This window comes from Luteimonas sp. YGD11-2 (assembly GCF_004118975.1).
Lineage (GTDB): Bacteria > Pseudomonadota > Gammaproteobacteria > Xanthomonadales > Xanthomonadaceae > Luteimonas > Luteimonas muca.
On sequence record NZ_CP035376.1, the window covers coordinates 609,660 to 623,712 of the forward strand.

General features: G+C 70.7%; 17 protein-coding genes and 1 tRNA gene. 11 read left to right on the forward strand and 7 right to left on the reverse strand.

Annotation, left to right across the window (positions count from 1 at the left end):
• The first annotated feature begins 111 nt into the window (after positions 1–111).
• From birA to ERL55_RS02715, 4 genes are all read left to right on the forward strand, one after another.
• Positions 112–1,098: a bifunctional biotin--[acetyl-CoA-carboxylase] ligase/biotin operon repressor BirA gene (gene birA / locus ERL55_RS02700; RefSeq protein ID WP_241685817.1), complete on the forward strand. Its 987-nt coding sequence runs from the start codon at positions 112–114 to the stop codon at positions 1,096–1,098.
• On the forward strand, positions 1,091–1,819 hold the full coding sequence (locus ERL55_RS02705; RefSeq protein ID WP_129135055.1) for a type III pantothenate kinase: 729 nt from the start codon (positions 1,091–1,093) through the stop codon (positions 1,817–1,819). Before birA ends, ERL55_RS02705 begins: the two co-directional genes overlap by 8 nt.
• A gap of 38 nt (positions 1,820–1,857) precedes the next feature.
• The gene (locus ERL55_RS02710; protein ID WP_129135056.1) at positions 1,858–2,580 is read left to right on the forward strand and encodes an SPOR domain-containing protein; all 723 of its coding nucleotides are present in this window, start codon (positions 1,858–1,860) and stop codon (positions 2,578–2,580) included.
• An 87-nt stretch (positions 2,581–2,667) separates the two neighbouring features.
• Positions 2,668–2,743: transfer RNA gene (locus ERL55_RS02715), tRNA-Thr, on the forward strand.
• Between the two features lie 47 nt (positions 2,744–2,790).
• On the opposite strand, the gene ERL55_RS02720 is transcribed toward ERL55_RS02715, so the two are convergent.
• From ERL55_RS02720 to ERL55_RS02730, 3 genes are all read right to left on the reverse strand, one after another.
• Positions 2,791–3,150 carry a response regulator gene (locus ERL55_RS02720; protein WP_129135057.1) on the reverse strand — a complete coding sequence of 120 codons (360 nt, stop codon included), beginning with the start codon at positions 3,148–3,150 and terminating at the stop codon, positions 2,791–2,793.
• Positions 3,150–4,298: an ATP-binding protein gene (locus tag ERL55_RS02725; protein WP_129135058.1), complete on the reverse strand. Its 1,149-nt coding sequence runs from the start codon at positions 4,296–4,298 to the stop codon at positions 3,150–3,152. The genes ERL55_RS02720 and ERL55_RS02725 overlap by 1 nt, the downstream gene beginning before the upstream one ends.
• An 88-nt stretch (positions 4,299–4,386) precedes the next feature.
• Positions 4,387–4,611, reverse strand: coding sequence for a hypothetical protein (locus ERL55_RS02730; RefSeq protein ID WP_129135059.1), 225 nt, complete (start codon positions 4,609–4,611; stop codon positions 4,387–4,389).
• 362 nt (positions 4,612–4,973) lie between these two features.
• Between ERL55_RS02730 and rocF the strand changes: the two genes are divergently transcribed.
• From rocF to ERL55_RS02760, 7 genes are all read left to right on the forward strand, one after another.
• Positions 4,974–5,897 carry an arginase gene (rocF, locus tag ERL55_RS02735; RefSeq protein WP_129135060.1) on the forward strand — a complete coding sequence of 308 codons (924 nt, stop codon included), beginning with the start codon at positions 4,974–4,976 and terminating at the stop codon, positions 5,895–5,897.
• Between the two features lie 155 nt (positions 5,898–6,052).
• Positions 6,053–6,208: an entericidin A/B family lipoprotein gene (locus ERL55_RS02740; protein ID WP_129135061.1), complete on the forward strand. Its 156-nt coding sequence runs from the start codon at positions 6,053–6,055 to the stop codon at positions 6,206–6,208.
• A gap of 14 nt (positions 6,209–6,222) precedes the next feature.
• Positions 6,223–6,366: a hypothetical protein gene (locus tag ERL55_RS14885; RefSeq protein ID WP_164972098.1), complete on the forward strand. Its 144-nt coding sequence runs from the start codon at positions 6,223–6,225 to the stop codon at positions 6,364–6,366.
• 54 nt (positions 6,367–6,420) lie between these two features.
• Positions 6,421–6,618 carry a CsbD family protein gene (locus tag ERL55_RS02745; RefSeq protein WP_129135062.1) on the forward strand — a complete coding sequence of 66 codons (198 nt, stop codon included), beginning with the start codon at positions 6,421–6,423 and terminating at the stop codon, positions 6,616–6,618.
• 126 nt (positions 6,619–6,744) lie between these two features.
• Complete coding sequence (locus ERL55_RS02750; protein ID WP_129135063.1) at positions 6,745–8,094, forward strand: tryptophan--tRNA ligase; 1,350 nt, start codon at positions 6,745–6,747, stop codon at positions 8,092–8,094.
• A complete protein-coding gene (locus tag ERL55_RS02755; protein WP_129135064.1) occupies positions 8,091–8,402 on the forward strand; it encodes a hypothetical protein in 312 nt (103 codons plus the stop codon). The genes ERL55_RS02750 and ERL55_RS02755 overlap by 4 nt, the downstream gene beginning before the upstream one ends.
• A 216-nt stretch (positions 8,403–8,618) precedes the next feature.
• On the forward strand, positions 8,619–9,566 hold the full coding sequence (locus ERL55_RS02760) for an MBL fold metallo-hydrolase (RefSeq protein WP_129135065.1): 948 nt from the start codon (positions 8,619–8,621) through the stop codon (positions 9,564–9,566).
• Positions 9,567–9,729: 163 nt separating this feature from the next.
• Here the strand turns inward: ERL55_RS02760 and ERL55_RS02765 are convergent, their stop codons facing one another.
• The 4 genes from ERL55_RS02765 to pdhA all read right to left on the reverse strand — a co-directional run bounded on the left by ERL55_RS02765 (position 9,730) and on the right by pdhA (position 13,966).
• Entirely contained in the window at positions 9,730–10,113 is a 384-nt protein-coding gene (locus tag ERL55_RS02765) for a VOC family protein (RefSeq protein ID WP_129135066.1), read from the reverse strand.
• 116 nt (positions 10,114–10,229) lie between these two features.
• Entirely contained in the window at positions 10,230–11,690 is a 1,461-nt protein-coding gene (locus tag ERL55_RS02770; protein WP_129135067.1) for a dihydrolipoamide acetyltransferase family protein, read from the reverse strand.
• A 192-nt stretch (positions 11,691–11,882) separates the two neighbouring features.
• Complete coding sequence (locus ERL55_RS02775; protein WP_129135068.1) at positions 11,883–12,896, reverse strand: alpha-ketoacid dehydrogenase subunit beta; 1,014 nt, start codon at positions 12,894–12,896, stop codon at positions 11,883–11,885.
• Positions 12,893–13,966, reverse strand: coding sequence for a pyruvate dehydrogenase (acetyl-transferring) E1 component subunit alpha (pdhA, locus tag ERL55_RS02780; protein WP_129135069.1), 1,074 nt, complete (start codon positions 13,964–13,966; stop codon positions 12,893–12,895). Before pdhA ends, ERL55_RS02775 begins: the two co-directional genes overlap by 4 nt.
• Between the last annotated feature and the right edge of the window lie 87 nt (positions 13,967–14,053).

Consider the following 14,053-nt stretch of genomic DNA (forward strand, 5'->3'; position numbering starts at 1 on the left):
GCCGTTGCGGGGCAGGGTCGACCCCGGACTATACCGCGGTTGCGCCGCGTGTGCAGGCTGGGCATCCTGCCCGGCCACCGTGGCGCCGCCGCGGCCTGCGACGGAGCCGGATTGAGCCTGGAGCGCGCACTTCTGCAACGCCTCGCCGCAGGACCCGTGTCCGGCGACGTGCTGGCGCGCGAGTACGGCCTGAGCCGCGCGGCGGTGTGGAAACGCATCGAGGCACTGCGTGCCGCGGGCCTGCGCATCGACGCCCGGGCCGGCCGCGGCTACGCGCTCGCCGCGCCGCTCGACCTGCTGGATGCCGACGCCATCCGTGCCGGCCTGACCGCGCCGGCCAGCGCGCTGCTGGCGACGCTCGAGGTCGCGTGGACGCTGGATTCCACCAACAGCGAACTGCTGCGCCAGCCGCTGCCGGCGCGCGGCGCCGCGGTGCTGCTTGCCGAGCGCCAGACCGGCGGCCGCGGCCGGCGCGGGCGCGAATGGGCATCGCCACTGGCGGCCAACCTCTACCTGTCGGTTGCACTGGGTTTTGACGGCGGGCTCGCGCGGCTGGGCGGGCTGAGCCTGGTGGCCGGTGTCTGCGTGGCGGAGGCGGTCGCGGAACTGGGCGTACCGGCACGGCTGAAATGGCCGAACGACCTCGTCGTCGAACGCGGCGCCGGCCTGCAGAAACTGGGCGGCCTGCTGATCGAGGGCGGTGGCGAGCATGCGGGCCCGGTGCGCGCGGTGATCGGCATCGGCGTCAATGTCGCGATGCCCGATGACGCCGGCGCCGCCATCGACCAGCCATGGGCCGACCTGCGCCGGCTGGGCGTGGCCGCGCCGCTGCGCAACGCGCTTGCCGCCGGCGTGATCTCGCGGCTGCTGCCTGCGCTGGATGCCTTCGGCCGCGAGGGCCTGGCGCCGTTCCTCCCGCGCTACCGCACGTTCGATGCGCTGCGCGACATGCCGGTCGAGATCCATGACGGCGCGCGCATCACCCGCGGCACCGCGCTGGGTATCGCCGCCGATGGCGCATTGCGCGTGCACACCGCCGCCGGTGAGCGCGAGTTGCACGCCGGTGAAGTCAGCCTGCGCAGGCGCGCCCATGGCTGAGTGGCTGTTCGACCTCGGCAACACGCGGCTCAAATGTGCGCCGCTCGAGAATGGCCGCGTCGGCGAGGGCTTTGCCGTCGCCCATGACGGCCGCGCGCTGCCCGACGGCTGGGCCGCCGCACTGCCGGCACGGATCGATTCCGCGGTGCTGGCCAGTGTCGCACCGGCGCCGTTACGCGCCTCGCTGCTGGCGGCGCTGGGCGGCCGCTGCGGGCGGGTGTCGCGCGTGCAGACGCAGCCGGAGTTCGCCGCCATGCGCATCGCCTACGCGGACCCGCGGCGCCTGGGCGTCGACCGTTTCCTGGCCCTGATCGGTGCGCATGCGCGTGGCCCGGGGCCGTGGCTGCTGGTGGGCGTCGGCACCGCGCTCACCATCGACCTGCTCGATCGCGATGGCCGCCACCGCGGTGGCCGCATCGCCCCGTCGCCGGCACTGATGCGCGAAAGCCTGCATCGCCGCGCACCACACCTGCCGCTGCAGGGCGGGCAGGCGGTCGCATTCGCCGACGATACCGCCGATGCGCTGGCCTCCGGCTGCGAGGGTGCGGCGTGCGCACTGGTGGAGGCCAGCCGCCGCGACGCCATCGCCCTTGCCGGCACCACGCCGACGGTGCTCGTGCATGGCGGCGGTGCCGCGACCGTGCTCGCGGGCATCGGCGATGCGATCGCCGCGCCGACCCTGGTGCTGGAAGGCATGGCCCGCTGGGCACGCGCTGAATGACGCGGCAGCGTGGCGGCAATCCGGCCTAGAATCCGCGCATGTTCGCGCGCGCAACTGTCGTCCTGCTGATCGCCCTCAACCTCGGCGTCGGGCTGTGGTGGCTGTTGCGCCCGGATCCGGCCCCGCACCCGGCACCGGAGCCGCCCGTCGGTGTTCCGCGCCTGCAGCTGCTGGCCGAGGCGACGCCGCAGGTTCGCGAAACCGCGGCGCAGGCCGCCGACGCGGCACCGGCTGCCGACGCACCGCTGGTCGAGCGGGCCTCCGATGACAGCGCCGGTGGCGACGCCGCCACGGGCACGACAGCGACCAGCTGTCATCGACTCGGCCCGTTCGCCGACCAGGCGGCCGTGGCCCGCGCGCGCGACGCGTTGGCCGCCGACGTGCGCCGGCTCGCCGTGCACGTGCCGGCCGCAGGCAGCGCACGCGGCTGGCGGGTGCTGCTGCCCGCGCAGGCCGACCGGGCCGCGGCGCAGGCGGTCACCGCGCGACTGACCGCCGCGGGGTTCACCGATCACTTCATCCTCGGTGGCAACGATGCCAATGCCGTGGCGCTGGGCCGCTTCGGCAGCGAGGAGAGCGCCCGCCGCCACGCCGCGACGCTGCAGGCAGCGGGCTTTCCCGCGCAGGCGGAGCCGCTCGGCGGTACCGATGGCCGCCGCTGGCTCGATATCGAAGTGGACGCCGGTTTCGCCCTCGACCGGGCGCAACGCGCCGCAGCGGCACAACAGACGACAGCGCTGGACTGCGCGGCATGGCCCTGATCCGGGGCCGGTGCGCGGCCGCTGGCCACCACGGCTGCTAGAATCGCGCCGCGCCGGCCGCTACATTGCGCCCGTCGCCCGCCTTCCGCCGCTTTAGCTCAGTCGGTAGAGCAACGGTCTTGTAAACCGTAGGTCGTCCGTTCGATTCGGACAAGCGGCACCAGCTCATGAAGAGGCGACCGTCGAGGTCGCCTTTTTCGTGCGCTCGCGTCAGGGGCCGCCGGCGTCGAGCACCTGCAGCAGCTGGCGCACGTGGTAGGGCTTGGGCAGGAAGCCGATGTCGGCCGGCAGTGGCGGCAGCTGCGCGCGCTGGTATCCCGAGGCCAGCGTGACCTTGGCCTCCGGCTGCAGGCGTGCCGCGGCGGCGGCGACGTCGAGGCCACTGATGCCATTGGGCATGCTGACGTCGGAGATCACATGGTCGAAGCGCTGCCCGCCTTCGAGCAGCGCGATCGCCTGGTGCCCGTCGGCGGCGCTGGCGACATCGAAACCGAGATCGGCCAGCACTTCCGCGATCAGGTTGCGCAGGTCGGCTTCGTCCTCGACGAACAGGATCTTGCCCCGGGTCATCAGTGTTCTCGTGCCGGCAGGTGGATGGTGACGGCGGTGCCTTGCCCCGGCTCGCTGCGCAGCTGGACGAAACCGCCGGACTGCGACGCGAAACCGAAGACCTGGCTCAGCCCCAGGCCGCTGCCCTGTCCCACTTCCTTGGTGGTGAAGAACGGCTCGAACACGCGCTGGTGATGCTCGGCCGGGATGCCGGGGCCGTCATCGACCACTTCCACCGTCAGGAACGGGCGCGTGCCTGCGTGGCTCGAGGCGGGATCGCGGGTCTGCCGGCAGGACAGGTTGATCGCGATGATACCGGGCGAGGGCAGGATCGCGTCGCGGCTGTTGCTGACGAGGTTCAGCACCGCGGCTTCGAACTGCGCACGGTCGATGTCGGCCACCAGCGGTTCGTCGGCAAGTGCCAGCCGCACCTCGATGCCATCGCCGGCCGCGCGCTGCAGCAGTTCGATGTTCTCGCGCAGCAGTTCGTTGAGGTCGGTGGTTTCGAGTGCCAGGGTCTGGCCGCTGCCGAAGGTCAGCAGCTGCCGGGTCAGCAGCACGCCGCGCTCGGCGGCACGCATCGCGGTCAGCACATAACGGCCGATGCCCTCGTCACGGGTGCGCGCGTCGATCAGGTCCAGGCTGTTGACGACCACGGTCAGCAGGTTGTTGAAGTCGTGCGCGAGGCCGAGCGTCAGCTTGCCGATGGCCTCCATCTTCTGCGCCTGCATCAGCGCCTGCTGCGCCTCCTGCAGCCGCCGCTCGGCGTTGTAGCGTTCGGTGATGTCGCGGGTGACCTTGGCGTAGCCCAGCAGCTGGCCATCCTTCCAGATCGGATCGATCACCACGCTGGCGCGGAAGCGCGACCCGTCCTTGCGCACCCGCCAGCCCTCGGCTTCGAAGCGGCCATCCTGGCGCGCGGTCTCGAGGTTGCGCAGCGGCAGGCCCTGCTCGACGTCGCGGGCGGTATAGAAGCGCGAGAAGTGCGTGCCGATCACGTCGGCGGCGTCGTAGCCCTTGATCCGGCTGCCGCCGCGGTTCCAGGTGCGGATATAGCCGCGCGGATCGAGCATGTAGATGGCGTAGTCGGTGACGGAGTCCAGCAACAGCGCGAACTGCCGTGACTCGTCACCGAGCTCATCGGCTGGCGAAACTGCATTGGACCGCATTGGAACCCCCCATCAGGGGTGCGACGCTAGGGGCGCCCCTGTTAAGACTTCGTCAAGGTGATCCGTAGAGCAGCGGAGTTTTGCGCATTCAGCCGGTAGGGGACTCGTCCTCGATCAGGCCCGCTTCCACCAGCATCGCGTGGATGCGCCCCTGGATATGGGCATCCAGCTCGGCGGGCGGATCGGCAGTCAGCGGCTCGGCCTCGCGGGCGAACGCCTCGCGCGCCTGGTCTGGAGGCAGCTCCGCACACAGTGCCTGCAGCCGCTGCTGCAGCCGGCGGAGCTCGCTGTCGATGTCGGACCGTGATTTCATCAGGCAAACGGTGCGACGCGCGCCGTCATGGTCGCGTGCATGCACGGCACCGGGTGGCGGGAGTTCCCCCATTCAGGTCAGGGAAGTCCCGACTGACCGGGTGCCGCGACGGCGGCATCATGGGCGGCACCGGCGGACACGGTGCCGCGACTCCCCATCCCCTTGTCGCCGTCACGCTCCACGTGGCCATGCCCCCGCAACGGGGGCAGCCGGTACCCCCCTCCGACGCTCGCCGCGATGTTGCGCATCGCGGCGTCGCGGCGTGGCCCCGGGAAGCCGTGCCGGGGGGCGATGCTAGACTCGCGCCGCCCGGCGGGCGCGTGGGCGCCCGTGCCGGGTCCGTCCACGCACAGGGGATCCGCATGCGCCGCAACTATCCTCCCGTTTCGCTGATCGGCGTGCCCACCGACATCGGCGCCGGCCACCTCGGTGCCCGTCTCGGCCCGGACGCGCTGCGGATCGCCGGGCTGGCGCAGGCGCTGCGCTCGCGCGGGATCGAAGTGGAGGATCGCGGCAACCTCGCCGGTCCGCCCAACCCGGTGGAACCGCCGATGGATGGCTACCGGCATCTGGCGGGCGTGGTGGTCTGGAACGAGGCGCTGATGCAGGCGTCGCTGCGCGAACTCGAGGCAGGGCGGATGCCGGTCGTGCTGGGCGGCGACCATTCGCTCGCGATCGGCTCGATTGCCGCGGTGGCCGCGCACTGCCGCGCGACCGGGCGCCGGTTGCGGGTGCTCTGGCTCGATGCGCATGCCGACTTCAACACCAGCCAGGTCACCCCCTCGGGCAACATCCACGGCATGCCGGTGTCCTGCCTGTGCGGCATCGGCCCGGACGTGCTGACCGGCATCGGCGGTCACGTGCCGGCGATCACTCCGGCGCAGATCACCCAGGTCGGCATCCGCTCCGTCGACCAGGAGGAGAAGCGCATGGTCAAGGAGCACGGGCTCGACATCTACGACATGCGCTACATCGACGAGGTGGGCATGAAGCGGACCATGGAAGCCGCGCTGGCGGACCTGGACGACGACACCCATCTGCATGTCAGCTTCGATGTCGACGTGCTGGATCCAAGCATCGCGCCGGGGACCGGCACCCGGGTGCCGGGCGGCCTCAATTACCGCGAGGCGCAGCTGGTGATGGAGATGATCGCCGACACCGGGCGCATGGGTTCGCTGGACGTGGTCGAGGTGAGCCCGGCGCTGGACGAGCGCAACCGCACCGCGGAGCTGGCGGTCGATCTTGTGGAGAGCCTGTTCGGCAAGTCCACGCTGATGCGCGACTGATCCGATCGGGCGTTGGTCTCGCCGTCTGTTTCTGAACAGGACAGAGGCGCGCTTCGCCGGATCGGGCGGAATCGACGTGGCGTTCACGGCGGCCTGCGCTTACTTGCGCCACGGGCCGCACCCGGCGACCCACCCCATTCCGCCAGGAGACTTCCATGAAGCGTTTTACTGCCCTGCTGCTGCTCGCCCTTTTCTCCGTCGGCACCATGACGGCGTGCAACACCATGAAGGGCGCCGGTCAGGACGTCCAGAAGGCCGGCGGCAAGCTCGAGGATGCGGCCGACAACACCGGCGGCACCGGCCGCGACTGATCGGCCTGCAACCCGTGTCACTGATCGAGCCGGCGCAAGCCGGCTCTTTCATTTGCGCGATCCGGGCGATTCAAGCCGGCGATTCACCCTGCACCGGAGTTCCTGTCTGCGCGTTCATCGACCTGATCGAAAGCGAACGAAACGTTGACCCGGATTGAATGCTGACTGGGCGAATGTGGAGGCGTCACCACAACACTGAAAAGGGCAACGCCATGAACAAGGACATCATCTCGGGCAAGTGGACGCAGCTGAAGGGCAAGGCCCAGGCCCGCTGGGGCGACCTCACCGACGACGTCTTCGACGTCGCCGAAGGTGACGGCAAGTACCTCGCCGGCAAGCTGCAGGAAAAGTACGGCTGGGAGAAGCAGCGCGCGGAAGACGAGGTGCGCGACTTCGAACGCACCCTGTAAGCGACCGCATGCAAAAAAGGGACCGGCTCCGGCCGGTCCCTTTTTCGTTGTGCCGGCCGCGCCGGGGGCAAGGCGCCGGAGGGGCCGGTAGACTTGCCGCTTTCCGCAATGCCTGGCCTTCCGCCGATGTCCGCGATCCGCGCCACCCGCGTCCTTACCGGTATCACCACCTCCGGCACGCCCCATCTGGGCAACTATGTGGGCGCGGTCCGCCCCGCGATCGCCGCCAGCCGCGCGCCGGGTGCCGAGAGCTTCTATTTCCTCGCCGACCTGCACAGCCTGATCAAGGCCCAGGACCCGGCGATGACGCAGCGCTCGACGCTGGAAATCGCCGCCACCTGGCTGGCCGCCGGTCTGGATCCGCAGACCGTGTGGTTCTACCGCCAGAGCGACATTCCCGAGATCACCGAGCTCACCTGGTTCCTGACCTGCGTGGCCGGCAAGGGCATCCTCAACCGCGCGCATGCCTACAAGGCGGCGGTGGACCGCAACCGCGCCGACGGCGAGGACGACGATGCCGGCGTCAGCGCGGGGCTGTTCATGTACCCGGTGCTGATGGCCGCCGATATCCTCATCTTCAATGCCGACCGGGTACCGGTGGGCCGCGACCAGATCCAGCACATCGAGATGGCGCGCGATTTCGGCCAGCGCTTCAACCACGTCTACGGCCGCGACTGGTTCACCCTGCCCGAAGCGGTGATCGACGAGCAGGTGGCGACGTTACCGGGGCTCGACGGCCGCAAGATGAGCAAGAGTTATGGCAACACCATCCCGCTGTTCGTGCCGCGGGAGGAGTTGCGCAAGCTGGTGTTCTCGATCGTCACCGACTCGCGCGCGCCGGGCGAGCCGAAGGACACCGAAGGCTCCGCGCTGTTCCAGCTCTACCAGGCGTTCGCCTCGAAAGAGGAAACCGCCGCCTTCGCGCAGGCCTATGCCGACGGCATCGGCTGGGGCGATGCGAAGCAGCGCCTGTTCGAGCGCGTGGACGCGGAGATCGCGCCGCTGCGCGAGCGCTACAACACGCTGATGGCGCGTCCGGGCGATATCGAGGACATCCTGCGCGATGGCGCGCGCAGGCTGCGCGAGCGCTACGCGACACCGCTGCTGGCCGAACTGCGCCATGCGGTCGGCCTGCGCGACCTGTCGGCCGGTGCCGGACGCAGCGAGGTGGAGCCCGCAGCGGACACGGCCCGCGCGCTGCCGGTGTTCAAGCAGTACCGCGAGGACACCGGGTTCTCGTTCAAGCTGGTCGACGGGGATGCACTGCTTCTGCAGGGTGCGCGTTTCGATGCGCCGCGCGATGCCGGGCAGCTGATCGCGCGGCTCAGGCGTGGCGACGCGGCGCTGTCGACGGGCGTTGACGCCGGCTCGGTGCTGCTGGACGGGCAGGTCATCGGCACGCTGGGCGAGGGCCTTGCCATCGATGCGCTCGAGGATGCGCTGGCACGCCTGCGCGAGGCGGCGGCCGCGGCATGAACGCGCTGGTCGAGATCAACCTCGCGCTGATCCTGTTCCTGCCGTGGTTCCTGATCCTGAGCGTGCTGTTCTGGGCGTATCCGCGGCAGCCGCGTGGCGTTGCGCGGCGGGTGTTCGACGTCGTTGCGATCGCGCTGTCGGTGGTGGCGTTCGTCTACAGCATCCACTGGTCGTTCCACACCGCCGATCCCACCTATGGCGGCATCTGGCAGCAGATCCTCGCCACCGCGGTGGGGTATGGCGTGTACCTGGCGGTGATGACGATCGCGTTCTTCGCGCGCGCAGCCTGGCTGCGGCGTCGCCGCTGACGTGGGTTCCGGGTGTCGCTGTGCGAGCACGCCTGCGCGCGAGCTTCCCGGACCCGACGCACATGTTCCCGGCAGGCGCTGGACCGGCTGATGGCCATCGCGCGCGAGCGCGATTCCACGGAGCAGAGGGCGGCTGGCCGCCTGCGACCAAAGCCCAATCCCGGCGCGCTGCCGGGCTGCCTACACTGGTCGCGTGACCCGGCAACAGGCAGCACCATGAGCGATTCCCACGGCATCGTCACCATCGATACCGGTTACCAGCGCACGGCCTTCTGCGCGGCCTACCTGGTGGTGGAGGCCGGCCGTGCCGCCTTCATCGACAGCGGCACCAGCCGCAGCGTGCCGCAACTGCTGGCCGCACTGGATACCCACGGCGTGCCGCGCGAGGCGGTGGACTGGGTGGTCCTGACCCACGTGCACCTCGATCACGCCGGCGGCGCCGGCGGGCTGATGCGCGAGCTGCCAAACGCCACGCTCGTGGTGCACCCGCGCGGTGCACCGCACATGATCGACCCGGAGCGCCTGTCCGCCAGCGCGCGTGCGGTCTACGGCGACGAGGAATTCGAGCACAGCTACGGCGCGCTGCTTCCGGTGCCCGCCGCCCGCGTGGTGGCCGCCGACGACGGCCACGTCGTGGAGCTGGCCGGGCGCCCGCTGGCCTGCGTGCATACCCCGGGCCATGCGCTGCACCACCTGTCGGTGTGGGACGCGCGCGCGCGCAGCTGGTTCAGCGGCGACGTGTTCGGCATTTCCTATCGCGAACTGGATACCGCGCGCGGGGCGTTCGTGATCCCCACCAGCTCGCCGGTGCAGTTCGACCCGGACGCGATGAAGGCGTCGGTGCACCGCATGCTGGCCGAGGCACCGGCGCGGGTGTACCTGACGCACTTCGGCGGCGTGGCCGACTGCCAGCGCCTGGGCACCGACCTCATCGCGCAGGTCGATGCGATGGTTGCGCTGGCGCGCCCGCTGGCGCAGGCACCCGATCGCCATGCGCGGCTGGTCGCGGGCCTCGAGGCCCTGTACGTCGAGCGCGCGCGCCGGCACGGCGTCAAGGACGCCGCGCAGGTGATTCCGGCGCTGCTCGGCATGGACATCGAACTCAACGCCCAGGGCCTGGCGGTCTGGCTCGACCGCGGGTTCGCGAAGGCCACGGCCGGCTGAGCCGACGCGCGCGGGCGTGGTCCGGGCGCGGCTCGGCGTCGGCCTGTCCAGCGAGCACACCGCGGCCATGCCGCACCGCGCACATGGCCTGCGGTTCCAGCTCTCCGGGGCGATCGCGACCCGCATGGGTGCCGGCCCCGGCCCGCGCGGTGGCCGGCGGCGCTCAGTTCCAGCGGTTGAGGTGTGGCCCGAACGTCTCGCGCTGCGGACGGATCACGCAGAAGCGGTGGCCGCTCGGGGCCTCCATCACCCACCAGCGTTTGACGAAGCCGATCCGTTTCGCCCCCAGCGCCTCCAGCCGGTCGGCCTCGGCGTCGATGTTGTCGCTTTCGATGTCGAGGTGGATGCGCGATGCGTGGTCGACCTTCTGCAGCAGCAGGATCGGCTCGTCGTCGGCGGTGGCCAGCGTCGCGTAGCGGCCGTCGCCATCCTCGTCGGCGCTTCGCACCGGCTTGCCGAGCGCCTGCGACCAGAAGGCGACGTGGGGCGCGAGGTCGTCGACCTCGCAGTCGAGCACGAACGTGGACAGGCGGCTGTGGTGCGGCATGACGGCGGTTCCGCATGGATGGAGCCACAGCATGCGCCCGGCGCGGGGCCGGGCGGATGGGCGTGCGACGGGCGGTGGCGCCGGCTCCCCGCGCGTGGCGGAAGCCGGCCGTGGCCTCAGTTCGGCAGGGCGAGGTCGTCCAGCAGCGCGCGCAGGAAGCGCGCCGCCTCGCCACCGGTGCAGGCGCGGTGGTCGAAGGTCAGCGAGATCGGCATGCGGCGGTGCACCTCGATGCCGCCCATCACCGCGACCACGTCCTGCGACAGCTTGCCGGCACCGACGATGGCCACCGTCGGCGGCACCACCACCGGGGTCGCGTAGCGGCCGGCGAACATGCCGAAGTTGGACAGGCTGATGGTGTAGCCCGACAGCTCGCTGGCCGGGATGCTGCGGTCCTCGACCTGCGCGCGCAGGCGCTGGATCGCCGAACGCACGCCGGCGGCATCGAGCACGTCGGCATTGCGCAGCGCCGGCACGAACAGGCCGTCGTCGGTGTCCACGGCGATGCCGATGTCGACATGCGGGTGCATGGTGCGCACCAGCCTGTCGCCGTCGAACCATGCATTGAGCGCGGGCACCGCCTTGCACGCGGCGCAGATCGCGCGGATCAGGCGCGCGGTGATGTCCTGCTTGCCGATCCAGGCGTGCAGGTCGGCATCGTCGGCCAGCGTGGTCGGCACCACCTTCGCGTGCGCATCGGCCATGACGCGGGCCATGTTGCGGCGCACGCCCTTGAGCTGTTCGGGCTGGCCGCTGGCCGACACCGTCGGCGGCTGGGTGCGCATCGGCTTGCCGCTGGCGGACATCGCGGTGCGCTGCTCGGCATCCCTTCTCCCGCCCGCGGGAGAAGGTGCCCGCGACGACGCAGCATTGCCATCACCCCCAGCCGCTGTGCCGCCGGCGGGAGAGGGGTGCACAGCCGCGCGGGCACTGCCCATCGCCGCACTGCCATCGGCGGCGGCCTGCTTGACGTCGGCCATGGTCACGACGCCGTCGGTGCCGGTTGCGCGCACGCGGGTGATGTCGACTTTCAGCTTGCGCGCCATCGCGCGCACCGCCGGCATCGCCTTGACGCCGCCGACCGAGCTCGCCTGTTCGGCAACCACCGCGTCCGAGGACTGCATCGCCCCCACCACGGTGCCGCTGTCGGCACGTGCGCCCGGCTCGGATTTCGCTTCCGGCTGCGGTTCGTCGGTGGCTTCGATCGCGCCGCCCTCGCTGGAGGCGACCACGCGGTCGTCCGGCGCCGGATCCTGGGTGCCGACGCCCTTGCCGGGGGTGGGGCCATGGTGGTGGCCGGTGTCCTGGCCTTCCGCGCGTTGCGGCAGGTCCGGATCGATCTCGAACTCGGCCAGCACCGCGCCGGTCTCGACCACGTCGCCGGCGGCGCCGGCGAGCCTGAGCACCTTGCCCGAGACCGGCGACGGCACGTCGACCACGGCCTTGGCGGTTTCCATCGAGACCAGTGGCTCGTCGAGGCGGATGGTGTCGCCGACCTTGACCGCCCACTCGACGATGGTCGCATCGGGCAGGCCTTCGCCGAGATCGGGAAGCTTGAAGGATTTGGTGTCAGCCATGTCGGTCCTCGCAGGAACATTGTGTGACGCGAAAGAACAACCCCTCGCCCGTGCGCGGGAGAGGGGCAGGGGTGAGGGCAGGAGCGAGCGGCAGTTGCCCTCATCCGCCCCTTCGGGGCACCTTCTCCCGCGCGCGGGAGAAGGGTACGCAACGCAGCAACCGCTCGCGGCCGTCGCGCCGCAAGTGTGGCGTCAGCCCGCCGCCATCACCCGCCGGGCCGCCTCGACCACGCGCGCGGTCGTGGGCAGGTACTTCATTTCCAGGCGGAACAGCGGGATGTGGGTGTCGTAGCCGGTGACGCGCTCGACCGGTGCCAGCAGGTCGTACATGCAGTCCTCGGCCAGGCGCGCGGCGATCTCGGCGCCGAAGCCCGCGGTGCGCGGCGCCTCGTGCACGATCACGCAGCGGCCGGTGCGGGTGACCGACTCGGCGATGGTGTCGAAGTCGAGGGGTTTCAGCGTGGCAACGTCGATCACCTCGGCGCTGATGCCTTCGGCGGCCAGCTGGTCGGCGGCCTCGAGGGCCTCCTTCACCTGCGCGCCCCAGGTCACCAGGGTCACGTCGGTGCCGTCACGCAGCACGTAGCACACGTCCAGCGGCAGTGCCTCGCCGTCGTCGGGCACGAGCTCCTTGTACTGGCGGTAGATGCGCTTTGGCTCGAAGTAGATCACCGGGTCGGGGTCGCGGATCGCCGCCAGCAGCAGCCCATAGGCGCGTGCCGGCGACGACGGCATCACCACGCGCAGGCCGGGGACGTTGGTGAACATCGCCTCGTTGGCCTCGGAGTGGTGCTCCGGTGCACGGATGCCGCCGCCCCACGGCACACGCAGCACCATCGGGCAGTGCAGGCGGCCACGGGTGCGGGTGCGGAAGCGCGCGGCGTGGCAGATGATGTGGTCGAGCATCGGGTAGACGAAGCCGTCGAACTGCGCCTCGGCCACCGGCTTCATGCCCTGCAGCGACATGCCGACGGTCAGGCCGGCGATGGTGGTCTCGTCGAGCGGGGTGTCGATCACCCGGCTGGAACCGAACTGCGCATGCAGGCCGGCGGTGGCGCGGAACACGCCGCCGTTGACGCCGACGTCCTCGCCCAGCACCACCACCGAATCGTCGTTGCGCATCTCCCAGGCCAGCGCCTGGGTGACCGCCTCGATCAGGGTGATCGGGTTCGCCGCATCGGCGGCGTTCGCGTTGGCGGCGCTCATCGACGCTGCTCCCGGGCAATGGCGTCCTCGCGCTGGGCGAGCAGCTCGGCGGGTGGGTCGGCGTAGAGATAATCGAACATTGCTTCGACCGGTTGGACTTTCGATTCGAGGTAGGCGTTGATCTCGGCGTCGACGCGTTTGCCGCATTCCTCGGCCCAGGCCTTTTCCTGCGCCTCGTCCCACATGCCCTGCGCGGTGAGCCAGTTGCGCAGGCGGATGAAGGGCTCCTTCTCCCACGCGGCCTTGACCTCGGCGTCGTCGCGGTAGCGGCGTGCGTCGTCGGCAGTGGTGTGGTCGTGCAGGCGGTAGGTCATGAACTCGATGACGGTGCCGCCTTCGCCGTTGCGGGCGCGGTCCATCGCCCGGCGCATGCCTTCCAGCACCGCGAACAGGTCGTTGCCGTCCACCTGCAGGCAGTACAGCCCGCCGGCGAGGCCCTTCTGCGCCAGCGTCTTCGCGCCGGTCTGCGCGGTGCGCGGCACCGAGATCGCCCAGCCGTTGTTGACGATGCACTGCACGAACGGCAGTTCGTAGGCGCCGGCGGAGTTGATCGCGGCGTAGGTATCGGTCTTGGAACTGCCGCCGTCACCGCAGCAGGTCACCGCCACGCGCTTCTCGCCTCTGAGCTTGAACGCCAGCGCGGCGCCGGCCGCGTGCAGGCACTGGGTGGAGATCGGCACGCACCAGGGCAGGTCGTGGCGCGGGATCTCGAAATCGTTGCCGCGCTCGTCGCCGCCCCAGTACATCAGCACGTCGCGCGGTTTCACCCCACGCATGAACTGCGCGCCGTATTCGCGGTAGCTCGGTGCCAGCAGGTCCTCGGGGCGCATCGAGGCGCCAATGCCGATATGGGTGGCTTCGTGGCCCAGGCAGGCGGCGTAGGTGCCGAGCTTGCCGGTGCGCTGCAGGGCGATGGCCTTGCTGTCGAAGGTGCGGACGAACAGCATCTCCTTGAAGAGATCGAGGATGCGCTGGGGATCGGCGAGATCGGCCGGCGGCTCGGCGACGAAACGTCCGTCCGGGCCCAGGTACTGCAGGTACTCGATCTCGAAGGTGGCGGCGACAGTCATGCGAAGGGGTCTCGGCACACTTCAGGGGACCGGGGATGATAGCCAGCGCGCCGTAAACTCGCGTTGCGCAATGCGTCATGACAGGCG

What these genes read in the sequence shown, in the direction of transcription:
- ERL55_RS02705 (WP_129135055.1), top strand. Translation starts at nt 1,091, where the DNA reads ATGGCTGAGTGGCTGTTCGACCTCGGCAACACGCGGCTCAAATGTGCG.
- ERL55_RS02710 (WP_129135056.1), top strand. Translation starts at nt 1,858, where the DNA reads ATGTTCGCGCGCGCAACTGTCGTCCTGCTGATCGCCCTCAACCTCGGC.
- ERL55_RS02720 (WP_129135057.1), bottom strand. Translation starts at nt 3,150, where the DNA reads ATGACCCGGGGCAAGATCCTGTTCGTCGAGGACGAAGCCGACCTGCGC.
- ERL55_RS02725 (WP_129135058.1), bottom strand. Translation starts at nt 4,298, where the DNA reads ATGCGGTCCAATGCAGTTTCGCCAGCCGATGAGCTCGGTGACGAGTCA.
- ERL55_RS02730 (WP_129135059.1), bottom strand. Translation starts at nt 4,611, where the DNA reads ATGAAATCACGGTCCGACATCGACAGCGAGCTCCGCCGGCTGCAGCAG.
- rocF (WP_129135060.1), top strand. Translation starts at nt 4,974, where the DNA reads ATGCGCCGCAACTATCCTCCCGTTTCGCTGATCGGCGTGCCCACCGAC.
- ERL55_RS02740 (WP_129135061.1), top strand. Translation starts at nt 6,053, where the DNA reads ATGAAGCGTTTTACTGCCCTGCTGCTGCTCGCCCTTTTCTCCGTCGGC.
- ERL55_RS02745 (WP_129135062.1), top strand. Translation starts at nt 6,421, where the DNA reads ATGAACAAGGACATCATCTCGGGCAAGTGGACGCAGCTGAAGGGCAAG.
- ERL55_RS02750 (WP_129135063.1), top strand. Translation starts at nt 6,745, where the DNA reads ATGTCCGCGATCCGCGCCACCCGCGTCCTTACCGGTATCACCACCTCC.
- ERL55_RS02755 (WP_129135064.1), top strand. Translation starts at nt 8,091, where the DNA reads ATGAACGCGCTGGTCGAGATCAACCTCGCGCTGATCCTGTTCCTGCCG.
- ERL55_RS02760 (WP_129135065.1), top strand. Translation starts at nt 8,619, where the DNA reads ATGAGCGATTCCCACGGCATCGTCACCATCGATACCGGTTACCAGCGC.
- ERL55_RS02765 (WP_129135066.1), bottom strand. Translation starts at nt 10,113, where the DNA reads ATGCCGCACCACAGCCGCCTGTCCACGTTCGTGCTCGACTGCGAGGTC.
- ERL55_RS02770 (WP_129135067.1), bottom strand. Translation starts at nt 11,690, where the DNA reads ATGGCTGACACCAAATCCTTCAAGCTTCCCGATCTCGGCGAAGGCCTG.
- ERL55_RS02775 (WP_129135068.1), bottom strand. Translation starts at nt 12,896, where the DNA reads ATGAGCGCCGCCAACGCGAACGCCGCCGATGCGGCGAACCCGATCACC.
- pdhA (WP_129135069.1), bottom strand. Translation starts at nt 13,966, where the DNA reads ATGACTGTCGCCGCCACCTTCGAGATCGAGTACCTGCAGTACCTGGGC.